This window comes from Delftia sp. WSY_10, assembly GCF_043104705.1.
Lineage (GTDB): Bacteria > Pseudomonadota > Gammaproteobacteria > Burkholderiales > Burkholderiaceae_C > Comamonas > Comamonas tsuruhatensis.
On the sequence record NZ_JBICKY010000004.1, the window covers coordinates 199,298 to 215,064 of the forward strand.

Annotated in this window: 11 protein-coding genes; 2 read left to right on the forward strand and 9 right to left on the reverse strand. The window is 70.4% G+C overall.

What is annotated here, in order from left to right; genetic code table 11:
• Positions 1–6 precede the first annotated feature (6 nt).
• On the forward strand, positions 7–1,680 hold the full coding sequence (locus ACF8ML_RS01165) for an MFS transporter (protein WP_392405946.1): 1,674 nt from the start codon (positions 7–9) through the stop codon (positions 1,678–1,680).
• A gap of 49 nt (positions 1,681–1,729) precedes the next feature.
• Here the strand turns inward: ACF8ML_RS01165 and ACF8ML_RS01170 are convergent, their stop codons facing one another.
• The 9 genes from ACF8ML_RS01170 to mdlC all read right to left on the reverse strand — a co-directional run bounded on the left by ACF8ML_RS01170 (position 1,730) and on the right by mdlC (position 14,577).
• The gene (locus ACF8ML_RS01170; RefSeq protein ID WP_392405948.1) at positions 1,730–2,368 is read right to left on the reverse strand and encodes a response regulator transcription factor; all 639 of its coding nucleotides are present in this window, start codon (positions 2,366–2,368) and stop codon (positions 1,730–1,732) included.
• Entirely contained in the window at positions 2,361–3,461 is a 1,101-nt protein-coding gene (locus tag ACF8ML_RS01175) for a sensor histidine kinase (RefSeq protein ID WP_392405950.1), read from the reverse strand. The genes ACF8ML_RS01170 and ACF8ML_RS01175 overlap by 8 nt, the downstream gene beginning before the upstream one ends.
• Positions 3,462–3,664: 203 nt before the next feature.
• The gene (locus tag ACF8ML_RS01180) at positions 3,665–5,044 is read right to left on the reverse strand and encodes a TolC family protein (protein WP_392405952.1); all 1,380 of its coding nucleotides are present in this window, start codon (positions 5,042–5,044) and stop codon (positions 3,665–3,667) included.
• Positions 5,045–5,055: 11 nt separating this feature from the next.
• The gene (locus ACF8ML_RS01185) at positions 5,056–8,229 is read right to left on the reverse strand and encodes an efflux RND transporter permease subunit (protein WP_392405954.1); all 3,174 of its coding nucleotides are present in this window, start codon (positions 8,227–8,229) and stop codon (positions 5,056–5,058) included.
• On the reverse strand, positions 8,226–9,449 hold the full coding sequence (locus tag ACF8ML_RS01190) for an efflux RND transporter periplasmic adaptor subunit (protein WP_392405956.1): 1,224 nt from the start codon (positions 9,447–9,449) through the stop codon (positions 8,226–8,228). The genes ACF8ML_RS01185 and ACF8ML_RS01190 overlap by 4 nt, the downstream gene beginning before the upstream one ends.
• Positions 9,450–9,890: 441 nt before the next feature.
• Entirely contained in the window at positions 9,891–10,889 is a 999-nt protein-coding gene (locus ACF8ML_RS01195; RefSeq protein WP_016447958.1) for a tripartite tricarboxylate transporter substrate binding protein, read from the reverse strand.
• A gap of 68 nt (positions 10,890–10,957) precedes the next feature.
• A complete protein-coding gene (locus tag ACF8ML_RS01200; RefSeq protein ID WP_047326100.1) occupies positions 10,958–11,932 on the reverse strand; it encodes a tripartite tricarboxylate transporter substrate binding protein in 975 nt (324 codons plus the stop codon).
• A 42-nt stretch (positions 11,933–11,974) separates the two neighbouring features.
• The gene (locus ACF8ML_RS01205; RefSeq protein WP_392405959.1) at positions 11,975–12,913 is read right to left on the reverse strand and encodes a ketopantoate reductase family protein; all 939 of its coding nucleotides are present in this window, start codon (positions 12,911–12,913) and stop codon (positions 11,975–11,977) included.
• Between the two features lie 29 nt (positions 12,914–12,942).
• The gene (gene mdlC, locus ACF8ML_RS01210; RefSeq protein ID WP_392405961.1) at positions 12,943–14,577 is read right to left on the reverse strand and encodes a benzoylformate decarboxylase; all 1,635 of its coding nucleotides are present in this window, start codon (positions 14,575–14,577) and stop codon (positions 12,943–12,945) included.
• A 130-nt stretch (positions 14,578–14,707) separates the two neighbouring features.
• On the opposite strand from mdlC, the gene ACF8ML_RS01215 reads away from it, so the two are divergent.
• Positions 14,708–15,637: a LysR family transcriptional regulator gene (locus tag ACF8ML_RS01215; protein ID WP_016453174.1), complete on the forward strand. Its 930-nt coding sequence runs from the start codon at positions 14,708–14,710 to the stop codon at positions 15,635–15,637.
• The last annotated feature ends 130 nt before the right edge of the window (positions 15,638–15,767 follow it).

Genomic DNA, 15,767 nt, shown 5'->3' on the forward strand with positions numbered 1-15,767 from the left:
AAGGCCATGTCCATCGATTCCAAGCCGTCTGCCCCAGCTGTTGCCGGCAGTTCCTCCGGCAGCTTCGCGCCGCTGCGACAGCCCGTGTTCGCCGTGCTGTGGGCGGCCACGGTGCTGGGCAATATCGGCAGCTTCATGCGCGATGTGGCCAGCTCCTGGATGGTGACCGAGCTGTCGGCCAGCCCGGCCGCCGTGGCCCTGATCCAGACGGCGGCCACGCTGCCCATCTTCCTGCTGGCGATTCCGGCCGGCGTGCTGTCGGACATCCTGGACCGCCGACGCTTCCTGATCGGCATCCAGATCCTGCTGGCCGCCGTCAGCGCCAGCCTGCTGCTGCTGGCCCGCACCAACACGCTGACCGTGGAGTACCTGGTGGCGCTGACCTTCGTGGGCGGCATAGGCGCGGCGCTGATGGGGCCGACCTGGCAGTCCATCGTGCCCGAGCTGGTGCCGCGCAGCGACCTCAAGAACGCGGTGGCGCTGAACTCGCTGGGCATCAACATCGCACGCGCCCTGGGCCCTGCGGCCGGCGGCCTGCTGCTGGCCAGCTTCGGCGCGGCGGCGGCCTATGGCGCGGACGTGGCCAGCTATGTGTTCGTGATCGCCGCGCTGGTCTGGTGGAAGCGCCCCAAGGCCGAGGCCTCGGCCCTGAATGAGCAGTTCTTCGGCGCCTTCCGCGCAGGCCTGCGCTATGCCCGCTCCAGCCGCGAGCTGCATGTGGTGCTGCTGCGCGCCGCCGTGTTCTTCCTCTTCGCCAGCTCGGTCTGGGCCCTGCTGCCGCTGGTGGCGCGGCGCATGCTGGGCGGCTCGGCAGGCTTTTACGGCGTGATGCTGGGCGCCGTGGGCGCAGGCGCCATCCTGGGAGCGCTGGTGCTGCCGCGCCTGCGCAAAAGGCTGGATGCCGATGGCCTGGTGCTGCTGTCCTCCGTGCTCAGCGCCGCCGTGATGGCCGCGCTGTCCACCGCGCCGCCGCAATGGGCCGCCGTGCTGCTGATGCTGGTGCTGGGCCTGGGCTGGATCATTGCGCTGACCACGCTCAACGGCGTGGCCCAGGCGGTGCTGCCCAACTGGGTGCGCGGCCGCGGGCTGGCCATCTACCTGATGGTGTTCAACGGCGCCATGGCGGGCGGCAGCCTGGCCTGGGGGCTGTTCGCGCAGGGCGTGGGCATTCCCACGGCGCTGCTGATCGGCGCGGCGGGCCTGGTGGCCATCTCGCTGGTGTTCCACCGCATCAAGCTGCCCACGGGCGAGGCGGACCTGCAGGCCTCCAACCACTGGCCCGAGCCGCTGCTGGCCGAACCGGTGGCCCATGACCGTGGCCCGGTGATGATCCAGGTGGAGTACCAGGTGCGCCGCGACGACCTGCCAGCCTTCATCGAGGCCATGCAGCATGTGGCGCGCGAGCGGCGGCGCGACGGCGCCTATGCCTGGGGCATCGCCGAGCACACGGGCGAGCCGGGCCGGGTGATCGAGTGGTTCCTGGTGGAGTCCTGGGCCGAGCATCTGCGCCAGCACCAGCGCGTGTCCAGGGCCGATGCCGATCTGCAGGCCCAGGCGCTGCGCTTTCATATCGGCCCCGGGCGGCCCGTGGTCCACCACTTCCTGGCGCTGGACGCCGCCAGTGCAACCAGTGCCGCCAGCGGGCCTGCGCAGGCACCGGCGCACGGCCACGCCCACTGAAGCGTTGCGGCAGGCCTGCCCTGGCCTGCGCCCGGCCTGCCAGGACACCTCAGCGGATATCCAGCCGCTCCAGCGCACGCACCAGGTCGGCCAGCGTGCGCACCTGCATCTTGCGCATGGCCTGGCTGCGGCGCACCTTGACCGTGATTTCGCTCACGCCCAGGTCTGCCGCGATCTGCTTGTTCAGCAGGCCGCGCACCACGCCCACGACCACTTCCTGCTCGCCCGGCGACAGCGACTGCCAGCAGGCGTGCAGCGCCTGTTGGCCGGCGTCCAGCGCACGGCGCTGCCGGTCCAGGGCAATGCCCTGCTGGATGGCGTCGAGCAGGTCCTGGTCGCGGAAGGGCTTGGTCAGGAACTCGATGGCGCCGGTCTTCATGGCCTCCACGCTCATGGGAATGTCGCCATGGCCGGTGATGAAGATGGTGGGCAGCTTCAGGCCCAGCTCCAGCATCTGGCGCCGGAAGTCCATGCCGCTCTGGCCGGGCATGCGGATGTCCAGCACCAGGCAGGCCGGACCTTGCGGCGGATTGCGCGTCCAGTCGTCCAGAAACTCGCGCGTGGCGCCGAAGGCGCGCACGCACAGGCCCACCGAGGCCAGCAGGTCCTCTATGGCGGCGCGCACCGAGGGGTCGTCATCGACGATGTAGACCAGTGCCTCGGCTTCGGCGGTGGAGGGTTCAGCCATGGCGCAATCCCGTGGAAGGCCTGGCGCCCGTGGCCGGGGCGCAGGCGATGGTGACGTGAAAAGCCGTGCCCCCGCGCCCGTCCTCGCGGTCCGTGGCCCAGATGCGGCCGCCGTTGGCCTCGGCCATGTGGCGGCAGATGTTCAGGCCCAGGCCCATGCCGTCGGGCTTGGTGGTCCAGAAGGCATCGAACAGGTGGGTGCGGGCCAGCGGCGACAGGCCTTCGCCCGCATCGGCCACGGTCAGCACCAGCTGCTGGCCCAGGGCCTGCGTGGCGATGGCGATGCGCCGCTGCGCGGCGGGCGTGCCCTGCATGGCGTCCATGGCATTGAGCAGCAGGTTGGCCAGCACCTGCTGGATCTGCACGCGGTCGGCCCAGGCCGGCTGCAGCGCGGTCGCCAGCTGCAGGTCCAGGGCCACGCCGCGCCGGTCCAGCTCTGCGACGGACAGGCGGGCCATTTCGCGCACGGCCTCGTTGAGGTCGAAGGACTGCCGGCTGGGTGCGTCTCCGCGTGCCATGCTGCGGATGCGGGCGATGACATCGCTGGCGCGCTGCGCATCGCCCAGGATGCGCTCCAGCGCCTGGCCGGCCTTGGCGAGGTTGGGCGGCTCCTGGGCCAGCCAGCGCTGGCAGGCGTTGCCGCTGGTGACGATGGCCGCCAGCGGCTGGTTGACCTCATGGGCGATGGAGGCCGTCAACTGCCCCAGGCTGGTGGCCTGGGTGATGCGCATCAGCTGGGTGCGCGCCGCATGGGCTGCGTTCTGGGCCGCCACCATCTTCAGGCCCAGATAGGCCGTGATGGCAATGGCCAGGATGCTGATCACCATGTTGATCAGTCCGGTGCGATAGGCGCCGGCAGGCGTGAGCGCAAAGCTGGCCAGGGTCAGCACGATGCACAGCGCCGTGAGGCCGATGACCACGCGCGGGCTGAACCAGCGCACCGCCACCAGGATGATGGCGGTGTGGAACACGGCGGCCGCCACGGCGTAGTCGGTCAGCGTGTCCAGCGCGAAGATCGCGGCCATGGCGACGCCCATGGCCGCCAGGATCAGGGCCCGGGGCCAATGGGGAAAGCGGCGCAGAGCGGTGGTCATGGCGTGCAGGGAAAAGGAATGGACTGTCAGCTGCCAATTCTCATTCAAGAAGCCGCTGCACCTGAATGCAAGCTATACCCGAACCGTACGATACTGGCGCGACCCAAAACAAGGGACACCGAGGAAGGGACGCCCCGCACCGAAGGTGTCGTCCCCCTCCCGCGCAGCGAGAGAGGGGGAAGCCGCGCAGCGGCTCAGGGGGTTCACAACACTGGCCGGCGGCCCACGCTCAGCTGCAGCTCCACCGTGGCCTTGGCCAGCTCGGTCTCGGCCTCCAGCGATCCCAGGTAGGCCTCGTCGGCCGAGCGCTGGGCGGACAGCAGCTCCAGCAGCGAAGCCTCGCCATGCCGGTAGGACAGGCGCATGCCATCGAGCACGCGCTGCGCATCGCGCAGCACGCCGTCGCGGTAGCGCTGCACGTTCTCGCGCGCGGCGCTCAGGCGAAAGCGGGCGGCGCGCACATCGGCCTCGGCCCGGTTCTGGGCCTGCTGCAGGGCCAGCATGGCCTGGGTGACGGCCGCCTCGGCCTGCACCAGGTCGCCCCGGTCCAGGCGCGACAGCGGCAGCGGCACGCTGACCGAGACCGACAGCGTGCGCGAGCGCCCGCCGCCATCGAAGGGATTGCCCTGGGCGTCCGTGCCACCGGCCGTGGCGGGCACGGCGGCCATGCCCACGGCCAGCGTGGGATTGACCCAGCGGTTGGCCCGAGCCAGGCCCGCGTTGTCGCGCGCATGCTCCAGCGCCGCCTGGGCGATGCGCACCTCGGCGCGCGACTGCAGCGCCTGGGCGACCAGGGCGTCGGCATCCTCCAGTCCCGAGTCTTCGGCCAATTCCATGAAGCCGCATTGCAGCGTGTCGCTGGCAAAGACTTCGGACAGGCGGCGCCCCAGCGGGACGGACAGCGCCAGCCGTGCGGTCTGCGCCTCGGCGCGCGCCTGCACCACCTCGGCCTGGAAGCGGTCGCGCTCCACGCGCGACTGCAGCCATTCCACGCCACCGATGTCGCCGGCCTTGCGCCGCAGCTCGTTGGCCTGCACCACATCGCCCAGCGCCTTCAGCGTCTGCTGCTTGCGCTCCAGCGCCAGCGAGTCGCGGCAGGCCTGGGTGTAGTCCTGGGCGGCATCGGAGAACAGCTGGCTGCGCACGCCTTCCAGGCCGGCCTCGGACAGGCGCACCTGGCTGCGTGCGGACTGAATGCGCGCGGCGCGCTTGCCGCCCGTCTCCAGCTCCATGCTGATCTCGTAGTTGCGCGTGGTGGGCCGGGGCTGGCCGGTGCGCACCTGCTCGCGCGAGGCGCCCAGCGTGAGGCTGGGGTCGGGGCGTATGCCGGCGATGCCGATGCCGGCACGCGCGGATTCCACGCCCTGCTCCTCCGAGCGCAGCACCGGGCTGTGCTGCTCCACGGCGTTGAGGTAGTCGGAAAAGCGCAGGCCGGCAGGTGCCGCCGTTGCAGTTGCTGTGGCGGTTGCAGTTGCCGTCGTTGCAGCGGCCACGGCGGACGGCGCCGTCTGCGCCTGGGCTGCGGCGCCAAGGCACAGCAGCAGGGCCAGAGCCTGCCTGGGGAAGAAAGGGGTCGTTTGCATGGCGACTCGCATCAATGGGGTTGGCTCGTTGCGGTGCGATGCCCGCCCTCGTCCTCGGCGGCATCCAGATCGCCGCTCTCACCGCGTTCGGCGGCGCGGCGCTGGCGGCGCTCGGCCGCGCGGGCGGCACGGGCCTCGATCACGTAGTAGAGGTTGGGCAGCAGCAGCAGGGTCAGCAAGGTGGCGCTGAACAGGCCGCAGACCACGACCGTGGCCAGGGGCCGCTGCACGTCGCTGCCCAGGCCCGTGGCCAGCATGGCCGGCGTGAGGCCGAAGGCGGCGACGGTGGCCGTCATCAGCACGGGGCGCATGCGGCTGGAGGCGCCTTCGAGCACGGCTTCGCGCAGGCTCAGGCCGTCCTCGCGGCGCAGCCGGTTGATCTGCGAGACCATGAGCACGCCCGAGAGCACGGCCACGCCGAACAGCGCGATGAAGCCCACGGCGCTGGAGACGTTGAGCGTCATGCCGCGCAGGTGCAGGCCCGCAAAGCCGCCGATCATGGCCAGCGGCACCACGCCCAGCACCAGCAGCGGCTGGCGCAGGTTGCCGAACTCGCCGAACAGCAGCACCAGCATGATGCCCAGCGTCAGCGGCAGGATCATGAGCAGCCGCGCCTCGGCACGCTGCAGGTTCTCGAACTGGCCGCCCCACTCGATGTGCAGCTTCTGGCGGTCGTAGTCCAGGTGCTGGTCGATGGCGGTGTGCGCATCCTTGAGGAAGCCCGCCAGGTCGCGGCCGCGCACATTGAGCTTGACGAGGATGTGGCGCTCGCCGCCCTCGCGCACGATGACGCTCTGGCCCACGGTGGTGGTGATGCGCGCCACGTCGGCCAGCGGCACCTGGGCGCCGTTGGCGGCCGACAGGCGCAGCGCGCCGATGGCCTCGGGGCTGCTGCGCGTGTCGGGCGTGAAGCGCACGGCCATGTCGTAGCTGCGCTCGCCCACGTAGAGCTGGCCGATGGAGGCCCCGCCCACGCCGGTGGAGATGAGCTGCGCCACCTCGGAGGCATTGATGCCGTAGCGCGCGGCAGCGGCGCGGTCCAGCGCAATGCCCAGGTTGGGCAGCGGCGGCTCCACGTCCACGGCCACGTCGGCCGCGCCGGGCACTTTCTCCAGCACGGCCACCAGCGCATCGGCCACGCGCCGGTCTTCGGCCAGGTCCTGGCCGAAGACCTTCACCGTGAGGTCGCTGTGCGCGCCGGACAGCTTGTCCTGCACGCCGTCGATCATGGGCTGCATGAAGCCCACGGAATAGCCGGGCAGCTGGTCGAAGCGCGCGGCCATCTTCGCGATCAGCTGCTGCTTGGTCAGGCCCGACTTCCATTCGCCATAGGGATGCAGGCCCACGCTGGCCTCGATGTGCGAGGGCGTCCAGTAGTCGGTGCCGTCATCGTTGCGCCCGGTCTGGGTGACGATGTAGGAGACCTCGGGGAACTCCAGCGCGGCGCTGCGCAGCGCGTCGGCCATGTCGCGCGCCTTGTCCAGCGTGATGCCGGGCGGCATCTGCACCTGCAGCCAGATGGAGCCTTCGTCCAGGTACGGCAGGAAGTCGCGGCCCATGGTGCCCGCCAGCACGCCCAGCGCCAGCAGCGATGCCGCCACGGCCCCCGCCAGCCAGCGCACGCGGCCCACGGCCACGCCCAGGAAGCGGTCATAGCCCACGCCCAGCCGGTGCAGCACGGGGTTGTGGAAGATCTTGCGCGGCCTGCGGAAGGCCAGCCAGGCCAGGGCCGGCGTGAGCAGCAGGGCCACGGCCAGCGCCCCGACCAGGGCCGCGCCCACGGCGCTGGCCATGGGCGAGAACAGCTTGTACTCGATGCGCTCGAAGGCGAACAGCGGCAGGTAGGCGGCCGCGATCACGCACATGCCGAAGAAGATGGGCCGCGCCACCTGCAGCGTGGCCGTGATGGCGTCCCTGGGCGTGAGCGGCCGGTTCTGGTCGGCCTCGCGGCGCCGCAGGATGTTCTCGACCACGACCACGGCGCCATCCACCAGGATGCCGAAGTCGATGGCGCCCAGCGACAGCAGGTTGGCCGGAATCTTCGCGTGGTGCATGAAGATGAAGGCCAGCAGCAGCGCCATGGGAATGGTCAGCGCCACGATCAGCGCCGCGCGCGGGCTGCCCAGGAAGACCAGCAGCACCAGGGTGACGACGATCAGGCCTTCGGCCAGGGTCTTGCCCACGGTGTGGGTGGTGCGCTCGATCAGCGTGGTGCGGTCCAGGTAGGGCACGACCTTCACGTCGGGCGGCAGCAGCTTGCCGTTGAGCTCCTCCACGGCGGCGTGGATGCCCTCCAGCGCCTGCGAGGGGTTGGAGCCCTTGAGCAGCAGCACGATGCCCTGCAGGGTGTCGGAGTTGCCGTCCTTGCCCAGGATGCCGCGCCGCTCCACGTTGCCGTAGGTCAGCCGCCCCAGGTCCTTGACCAGCACGGGCGTGCCGCTGTCCGTGGTCTTGACGACCACGTTGCCCATGTCGTCCAGCGAGCCCAGCAGGCCCACGCCGCGCACCACATAGGAGACATCGCCCCGGTCGATGACGCTGCCGCCGCCGCTGGCGTTGTTGGCATTGATGGCCTCGACCACCTGGGACAGCGCCAGCCCGTACTGCAGCAGCCGCGCCGGGTCCAGCTCCAGCATGAACTGCGTGGTCAGGCCGCCGAAGTTGGTCACGTCCACCACGGACTGGGCCTTCTTCAGGCGCGGGATCACCACCCACTGCTGCAGCTCGGACAGCTCGCGCAGGCTGCGCACGGGGCTTTCCAGCGTGTAGCGGTAGACCTCGCCCGTGGGCGAGCTGTAGGGATCCAGCCCGGCGCGGGCGCCATAGGGCAGCGTGACCTCGTCGATGCGCTCCTTCAGGCGCTGGCGCGCCCAGTAGCCATCCACGCCGTCCTCGAAGACCACGGTGATCAGCGACAGCGCGAACAGGCTGCGCGAGCGCAGCACGTGCATGCCGGGCGTGGCCAGCAGGGCGCGCTCCAGCGGAATGGTGATCTGCTGCTCTATCTCCTCGGCCGCCAGGCCTGGCACCTGGGTGACGATCTGCGAGGTCACGTCGGCAATGTCGGGATAGGCCTCCAGCGGCAGCTGCTTCCAGCTGAACACGCCATACAGGGCCGCGAAGCAAAAGACCAGCCAGACCACGCCGCGGCGCGAAAAGCCGATGTTGACGATGCGCTCGATCATTGCAGCAGCACTCCCCCGTTGACCACCACGCGCTCGCCGGCCGCCAGGCCCGAGAGGATCTCGGCCTGGCCGTCCTGCTGCGCGCCGACCTGCACGTCGCGCGGCTCGAAGCGCCAGCCGCCCTTGTCCACGAAGACGCGCGTGCTGACCTGGCCCTGCAGCAGGGCTGCGGCCGGCACCATCACGGCCTGGCGCGCCGGGGCGTCGAAGCCCACGCGCGCAAACATGCCGGGGCGCAGCCGCCCTTCGGGGTTGTCCACGGCCACGCGCACCTTGACGCTGCGCGTGGCGGTGTCCACCAGCTCGCCCACGTATTGCACGCGGCCCTGCAGCTGCAGGTCGGGATAGGCTGCCAGGGCGATGTGGGCCTGCTGGCCCACGTCCACATGGGCCAGGTCGCGCTCGCTGACGCTGGCGCTGAGCCAGACCTTGCGCAGGTCGGCCACGGTCATGACGGAGGCATTCACATCGTTCCAGTAGCCGCCCTGCGAGCCCGCCATCTCGACCACGCGCCCGCTGATGGGCGACTTGACCACGTAGCTGCCGCGCGAGCCTTCCTGCACGGCCGCACCCAGCTGGGACAGGTGGTCGGAGGCGGCGCGCGCATCGGCACCTGCTGCGGCCAGCGCCTGCTGCGCGGCCTCGTAGTCCTTGCGCGCGGCGATCTCGGCATCGAACAGCAGCTTCTGGCGGTCGAACTCCTGGCGCGCGTGGAGCAGCGCGGCCTGGGCCTTGGTGTGCTCGGCACGCACGCTGGAGATCTCGGAGGAGTCCATGGTGATCAGCGCATCGCCGGCCTTCACCGCATCGCCCAGCTGGTGGTGCAGGCGCACCAGGCGGCCCGCCACGGGCGGCGTGATGCGGACCAGCTTTTCAGGCTCGGCCTCGATGGTGGCGGGGGCCGACAGGCGGGTCTGCAGCGGCTGCAGCGCGATCTCGGCCACCTGCAGGCGCTCGCGCAGCGGCGAGCCTTCGGGCACCACGATGAGGTTGCCTTCGCGGCGCACGGGAGCCGGCTGCGGGGCGGCGGTGGCGGGGGTTGCTGCTGCAGCCTGGGTTTCGGCCGGGCCGTTGCAGGCGGCCATGGCCACGCTGATCAGCAGCCCGCCCACAGGCCATGCAGCCGCCAGCAAAGGATGGCGCTGGTGCAGGCCATGGGGTCGGTCATGTGGGTGGCCATGGGGTCGGCCTGGTCGTTCAGAAGCGAGAAAGCGGGTCATCCTGAGGTCTCCGGGCGCCACGGACCCGCGCAGACCTCTCGCCCCTTCAGGCGATCACAGGCCTCCGCCCGGGTCCGGGCAGATCAAGAAATGGAAGAAGGGAAAGGCGGAAAGGGGCGGCGCGGCAGCGCCTGGCAGGATCGGAATCAGGATCGGGGTCCATGGGGTACTCCTTTGCGTGTGGGTAGCGCAGTCCCCGTACAGGCCGGGAGCCCTGTTTGCTGCAGTGCAATATGTGCCCGGAATTATCAAAGGCGAAAGTGCCTGCGGCCAGCCTTTGTTGGGAAGGCTGGCCTGTTCATTGGTGGATGCGGGATATACCTTGGTATAGAAGATGGCCGGCACCTGGCCCGATCGGCCCGGCCACATAGGCCCCGCCCGGAAAGAAAAAAGCCGCCAGCGCGGAGCGGGCGGCTTGCGGGCGATGGCCTGCGGGAAAGCTCAGTCCACTTTCAGGCCGATGGCTTTCACCAGTTCGCCGAAGCGCTCGCGCTCGGTCGCGTGGTGGTCGATGAAGGCCTTGCGGCTCAGCGGCGCGGGCGTGGCGCCCAGGGTGAGGATGACGTCATTGACGTTCTTTTGCTCCAGCGCCTTGGCCACGGCAGTGCGAACGGCCTCGATCACAGACTCGGGCGTGCCCGTGGGCGCGTAGAGGCCGAACAGCGTGTCCGCATCAAAGCCCGGCAGGCCGCTTTCGGCCAGCGTGGGCACGTTGGGGTACTGCGGCGAGCGGTGCGGGCTGCCGATGGCCAGCAGGCGCAGCTTGCCGGCCTCGACCTGCTTGAGGCCCGGACCCGGGTCGAACCAGAACTGCAGCTGCCCGCTGAGCACGTCGCTGAGCGCCGGGCCCGCGCCCTTGTAGGGGGCGTGCACGGCATCGACACCGGCCATGCGCTTGAACATCTCGCCGGCCAGGTGCGGCGAGCTGCCCTGGCCCGGCGAGCCGTAGGACAGCTTGCCGGGGTTGGCCTTCAGGTGCTTGATGAACTCGGCCACGTTGGTGGCGGGCACGGCGGGATTGGTCTCCAGGAACACATGCACGCGCGCCACGGCAGCCACGGGCGTCAAGTCCTTTTCGGGATTGAAGGCCAGCTTGCTGTAGATCATCGGGTTGATGGTGATGGCCCCGCCCGAGCTGAGCAGCAGCGTGTAGCCATCCTTGGGCGCGCGCACGGTCTCGCTGATGCCGATGTTGCCGCCCGCGCCGGGCTTGTTGTCCACCACCACCGACTGGCCCAGCACCTGGGACATGGTGGGCGTGATGGCGCGCGCCAGCACATCGGCCGCGCCGCCGGGCGCGAAGTTCACCACCAGGCGCACCGGGCGCTCGGGCCATTTGTCGCCGGCCTTCTGCGCCAGCGCAGGGACCGAGGCCGTCGCGCCCAGCAGGGCCAGCAGGCCCAGGCGGCGCCAGCGGCTGAAGGGGGTTGTCTTGTGCATGAACTGTGTCTCCTTGGGTTGTGAATTCTTGAAAGCGTGATGGGAGCCCGGCGGCGGCGGGGCTGCAATCAGTCCAGCCGAATGCCCGCCGACTCGATGACCTGGCCCCAGCGCCGGCTTTCGCTGCGCCAGTAGTCACGCATCTGGGCGGGCGTGCCGGGCAGCGGCTCCAGCGACAGCGCCTCGAAGCGCGCCAGCACGGCAGGCGAGCGCAGCGCCTGCTGCAGCGCCACGGACCAGGCCTGCACGGTGGCGTCGTCCGTGCCGGCCGGCGCCACCAGGCCCTGCCATGCATGGGCCTCGAAATCCTTCACGCCCTGCTCGGCCAGCGTGGGCACGCCCGGGTGGCTCTTGAGACGCTCGGCGCTGGCCACGCCGATGACACGCAGCTTGCCGGCCGCAATGTGCTGGGCCGCCGCCGCGCTGTCGGCCAGCATGAAGGGGATCTGGCCGCCGATCACATCGATCAGGGCCGGCCCCGCGCCGCGATAGGGCACATGGGACATCTTCACGCCCAGGCGCTGGGCCAGCAGTTCGGTGGCCAGGTGGTGGGGCGTGCCCAGGCCCGGGCTGCCGTAGCTGACGGGGCCTGGCTGGGCCTTCACCCACTGCGTGAACTCCTGCAGGTTGTGCACCGGCAGCTGGTTGCCGACCACGAGGAACAGCGGAAAGCGCGCCAGCAGGCCGATGGGCACGAAGTCCTTCTCGGCGTTGTAGGCCAGCTTGCGAAACAGGTGGGGGTTGGCCGCCAGCGTGGCGAAGTCGGCCGTGAAGACCAGGCTGCCCAGCTCGCGCGTGCGCGCCGCGTATTCGGCGGCGATGTTGGTGCCGGCCCCGGGCTTGTTCATGACGACCACGGTGCGGCCCAGGGCCTTGCCAAAGGACTCGCCCACGGTGCGCGCCACGGCGTCCGAGCCGCCGCCTGCGGCAAAGCCCACCACCCATTCGACGGGCTTGCCGGTCTGGGCGTGTGCCGTGCCCATGCCTAGCAGGGGCGGGGCGCCTATGGCCAGTGCGGCCTTGAGTGCTTGTCTGCGCAGCATCTTGTCTCCTTCTTGTAGTGGCTCGTTTTGCCTTGAGCGCGTTCAGCGCGGTGCGACGGCGCCCGCGTTCTCGGACAGGCTGACCAGTGCATGCAGCGTGCGCGTCACGGGCACGGCAATGCCCAGGCGGTCGGCCACCTGCAGCACGGCGCCGTGGATGGCGCCCGTCTCGGTGGCACGGCCGGCCAGCAGGTCCTGCAGCATCGAGGGCTGGTGGCCCCGGTGGTGGTCCAGCGCATCGCGCACGGCCGCGCCCACGCGCTCGGCGCTGGCGGCGACGCCATGGGCATGGGCGACGGACAGCACCTCGTCCAGCACGCGCTGCAGCAGGGCCTCGCCCTGCGGATTGGCCAGTCCGTCCACGGTCTGGCGCGTCACGGCGCACACGCCGTTGAAGGCGGCATTGAAGGCCAGCTTTTCCCAGATGGCTTCCTGCACCTGCGGGTCGATGCGGCAATGCATGCCTGCGCGGTTGAGGTCGTCCGCCAGCAGGTCGAAGACCGCGCTGCGCTGGCCATCGCAAGGCATGAAGCGGATACCGCCCTGCCCCATGGAGCTGACCTCGCCCGGCGACATCACGCGCGCAGGCCAGGTGGTCACGCCCACGGCGATGCGTTCGAGCGGCACCATTTCACGCAACACATCGGCATGGCCTATGCCGTTTTGCAGGCTCAGGAAATGCGTGTCCGGCCCGATGAGATGGGCAATGCCCTGCAGCGCTGCCCGCGTATGGGCCGACTTGGTGAAGACCAGCCACATCGCGGGCCCTGCCGTGAGCTGCTCGGCCCGCGCGGCATGCACGCGGGCCTGCAGCAGCCCCTCATCGGTGTGGCAGCGCGCGCCATCGCGGTTCAGGGCCTGCAGCAGTTCGTCGTTCACATCGACCAGGGTCACGTCCAGGCCGATGCGGGCCAGCCGCGCACCGAACAGGGTGCCCATGGCGCCTGCGCCGAGGATGCCTATGCTTCTTGTGTTTTCCATGGCTTTGTCTCCTGTCCCGGGGCCTGCGCTCAGGCGACCTCGACCTCGACCACGATGGGCTTGGGATGGGCCAGCGCGCGGGCCAGCACATCGGCCAGCTCGGCCGCGTTCTCCACATGCACGCCGTCGCAGCCCTGGCCACGCGCCAGCGCCACGAAGTCGATGTCGGGCAGTTCCGTGCCCTCGACCTTCTCGCCCTCGCGGTAGCCGAAGACATGGGCGAAGTCCTGCAGCGCTGCGTAGCGGCGGTTCTTGAGGATCACGAAGCTGATGGGCAGGCGCAGCTGGGCTGCGCTCCAGAGGGCCTGGATGGCATACATGGCCGAGCCGTCGCCGATGACGGCGACCACCTTGGCCTCGGGCTGCGCCAGCGCCACGCCCACGGCGGCCGGCATGCTGTGGCCCAGGCCGCCGCTGCACATGGTGTAGAAGGTGCCCGAGTGGAAGATGGGCAGGTAGGTCTGGATGGTGGAGCGCGAGCTGGGCGCCTCTTCCACCACGATGCTGCGCCGGTCGCGCACCTGGGCCAGCGTGTGCATGGCAAAGGCCACCGACATGCGTTCGCCTGCGGCGGGCGCGGCCGGCACGGGCGCTGCGGGCCGGGGTGCGGGCGCCTGGCGCGGTGCGGGTGCGGGGCGCTGCAGCAGCTCCTCCACGCCCATGCGCACATTGCCCACGGCGGCCGTGCCCACGGGGGCCCAGGCGGCAATGGCCGGGTCTTCGATCAGCTGGTAGAGCGCCGTGCCTTCGGGGATATGCGGGCCCTCGCCTTCCACGTGGTAGGTGAAGGCGGCCGCGCCCACGGCGAAGACCACGTCATGGCCGGACAGCAGTTGCACGATGCGCTCGCGCATGGCCGGCAGGAAGCCGGCGAACAGGGGATGGTCCTCGGGGAAGCTGCAGCGCCCGCTCATGGGGGCCACGAAGACGCGGGCCTGGTGGCGCTCGGCCAGCGCGACCACGGCATCCCAGCCCTGGGCCCGGTCCACGGCCGCGCCCACGACCAGGGCCGGGGCACGCGCCGCATCCAGCGCATCGCCGATAAGGTCCAGCGTGCGCGGATCGGGCCGCGTCTCGAAGCCCACATGGCGCAGCGTGACGGGCTCGGCCGGCTTGTCCCAGTCATCGGCGGGAATGGAGACCAGCACGGGGCCGCGCGGCTCCTGCATGGCGATGTAGTAGGCGCGCGCCAGCGCCTGGGGCACGTCTTCGGCGCGCGCGGGCTCGCAGCTCCACTTCACATAGGGCTTGGGCAGCTCGGCGGCCTGGCTGGAGTGCAGGAAGGGGTCGAACTGCAGCAGCGAGCGCGCCTGCTGGCCCGCCGTGATCACCAGGGGCGTGCGGTTCTTGAAGGCCGTGAAGATGTTGGCCATGGCATGGCCCACGCCCGCAGCCGAGTGCAGGTTCACGAAGCTGGCATTGCGCGTGGCCTGGGCATGGCCGTCGGCCATGCCCACGACCACGGTTTCCTGCAGGCCCAGCACATAGGAGAAGTCTTCGGGGTAGTCGCGGAACAGCGGCAGCTCGGTCGAGCCCGGGTTGCCGAAGATGCGCGTCATGCCCAGCTCGCGCAGCATGGCGATCACGGCATGGCGCACGGTGTAGGTCGCGGTGGAGGGGAATGCCTCGGCAGGCTGGCTGCGCGGTGTGGTGGGTGCTTGCAAGATGGGGTCTCCTGGGAAATGGGCCGGCCGCCCGGTGCGTGCCGCGCGGTGGCCATGGAAGTCGGTGCCCATGGTGCAGGCGCTTATGATTTCCAGCAATTGAATAAACTATCTAAGAGATATTCACCAAATGGATATCAAGAACCTGGACCTCAACCTGCTGCGCGTCTTTGACGCCGTGTACCGCCACTGCAGCGTCAGCCGCGCGGCTGAGGAGCTGGGCATGTCCCAGCCCGCCGCCAGCCAGGCCGTGACGCGGCTGCGCCTGCTCCTGGGCAATCCGCTGTTCGAGCGCGCGCACGCAGGCGTGCGCCCCACGCCGCGTGCCGAGCGCCTGGCGCTGGCCGTGCGCCAGGCGCTGGAGGTGCTGGAAGTCGCCATGTCCGAGGCCCAGAGCTTCGAGCCGCTGCAGGCGCGCCAGCGCTTTCGCATCCACCTGAGCGACATCGGCGAGGCGCGCTTTCTGCCGCCGCTGATGCAGGCGCTGCACCAGCGCGCCCCGCATGTGCAGCTGGAGACCCTGCCCATGCCGCTGGACGGCATTGCCGATGCGCTGGACCGGGGCACGCTGGACATCGCCATCGGCTTTCTGCCGGGTGGCACGCGGACCCGGCAGACCGTGCTGCTGTCCGACCACTACGGCGTGCTGCTGCGCAGCGGCCACCCCGCGCTGGCGCACCTGCCCGAAGACGCGCCACTGGCTCTGGCCACGCTGCGCCAGCTGGATTTCGCGGCGGTGCGCTCGCATTCGGAGACGCTGCGCATCCTGCAGGCGCTGCGGCTCGATGAGCGCATCCGCCTGTCGGCCGCACATTTCATGGCCGTGCCCTCCATCGTGGGCAAGACCGACCTGGCGGTGATCATGCCGGCCGAGATCGCGGCCGGCTTTGTCGAGCGCGGCGGCTATGCGGTGCGCGACGCCGACCTGCCCGATCACCGCTTCGACGTGTCGCTGCACTGGAGCTGGCGCTTCGAACAGGAACCGGCCAAGCGCTGGCTGCGCGAGCTGGTCTGCGAGCTGTTCCAGCAGCCCCGGCACCGCGAGGCCGCCGCGCCCTGAAGGGCCGGCCGTCACGCCCTGAAGGGCCGGCCGTCACGGGCATGACTTGCGGGCTGCCAACACTAGCCTGGCCTGCCGACTCAGTTTCGTCTAAGAAACCGGCGCCAGACTGGTCCCTGCGCCGACAAGG

Excerpts from the sequence above, each read along its gene's own strand:
- ACF8ML_RS01165 (WP_392405946.1), top strand. The coding sequence starts at position 7 with ATGTCCATCGATTCCAAGCCGTCTGCCCCAGCTGTTGCCGGCAGTTCC.
- ACF8ML_RS01170 (WP_392405948.1), bottom strand. The coding sequence starts at position 2,368 with ATGGCTGAACCCTCCACCGCCGAAGCCGAGGCACTGGTCTACATCGTC.
- ACF8ML_RS01175 (WP_392405950.1), bottom strand. The coding sequence starts at position 3,461 with ATGACCACCGCTCTGCGCCGCTTTCCCCATTGGCCCCGGGCCCTGATC.
- ACF8ML_RS01180 (WP_392405952.1), bottom strand. The coding sequence starts at position 5,044 with ATGCAAACGACCCCTTTCTTCCCCAGGCAGGCTCTGGCCCTGCTGCTG.
- ACF8ML_RS01185 (WP_392405954.1), bottom strand. The coding sequence starts at position 8,229 with ATGATCGAGCGCATCGTCAACATCGGCTTTTCGCGCCGCGGCGTGGTC.
- ACF8ML_RS01190 (WP_392405956.1), bottom strand. The coding sequence starts at position 9,449 with ATGACCCGCTTTCTCGCTTCTGAACGACCAGGCCGACCCCATGGCCAC.
- ACF8ML_RS01195 (WP_016447958.1), bottom strand. The coding sequence starts at position 10,889 with ATGCACAAGACAACCCCCTTCAGCCGCTGGCGCCGCCTGGGCCTGCTG.
- ACF8ML_RS01200 (WP_047326100.1), bottom strand. The coding sequence starts at position 11,932 with ATGCTGCGCAGACAAGCACTCAAGGCCGCACTGGCCATAGGCGCCCCG.
- ACF8ML_RS01205 (WP_392405959.1), bottom strand. The coding sequence starts at position 12,913 with ATGGAAAACACAAGAAGCATAGGCATCCTCGGCGCAGGCGCCATGGGC.
- ACF8ML_RS01215 (WP_016453174.1), top strand. The coding sequence starts at position 14,708 with ATGGATATCAAGAACCTGGACCTCAACCTGCTGCGCGTCTTTGACGCC.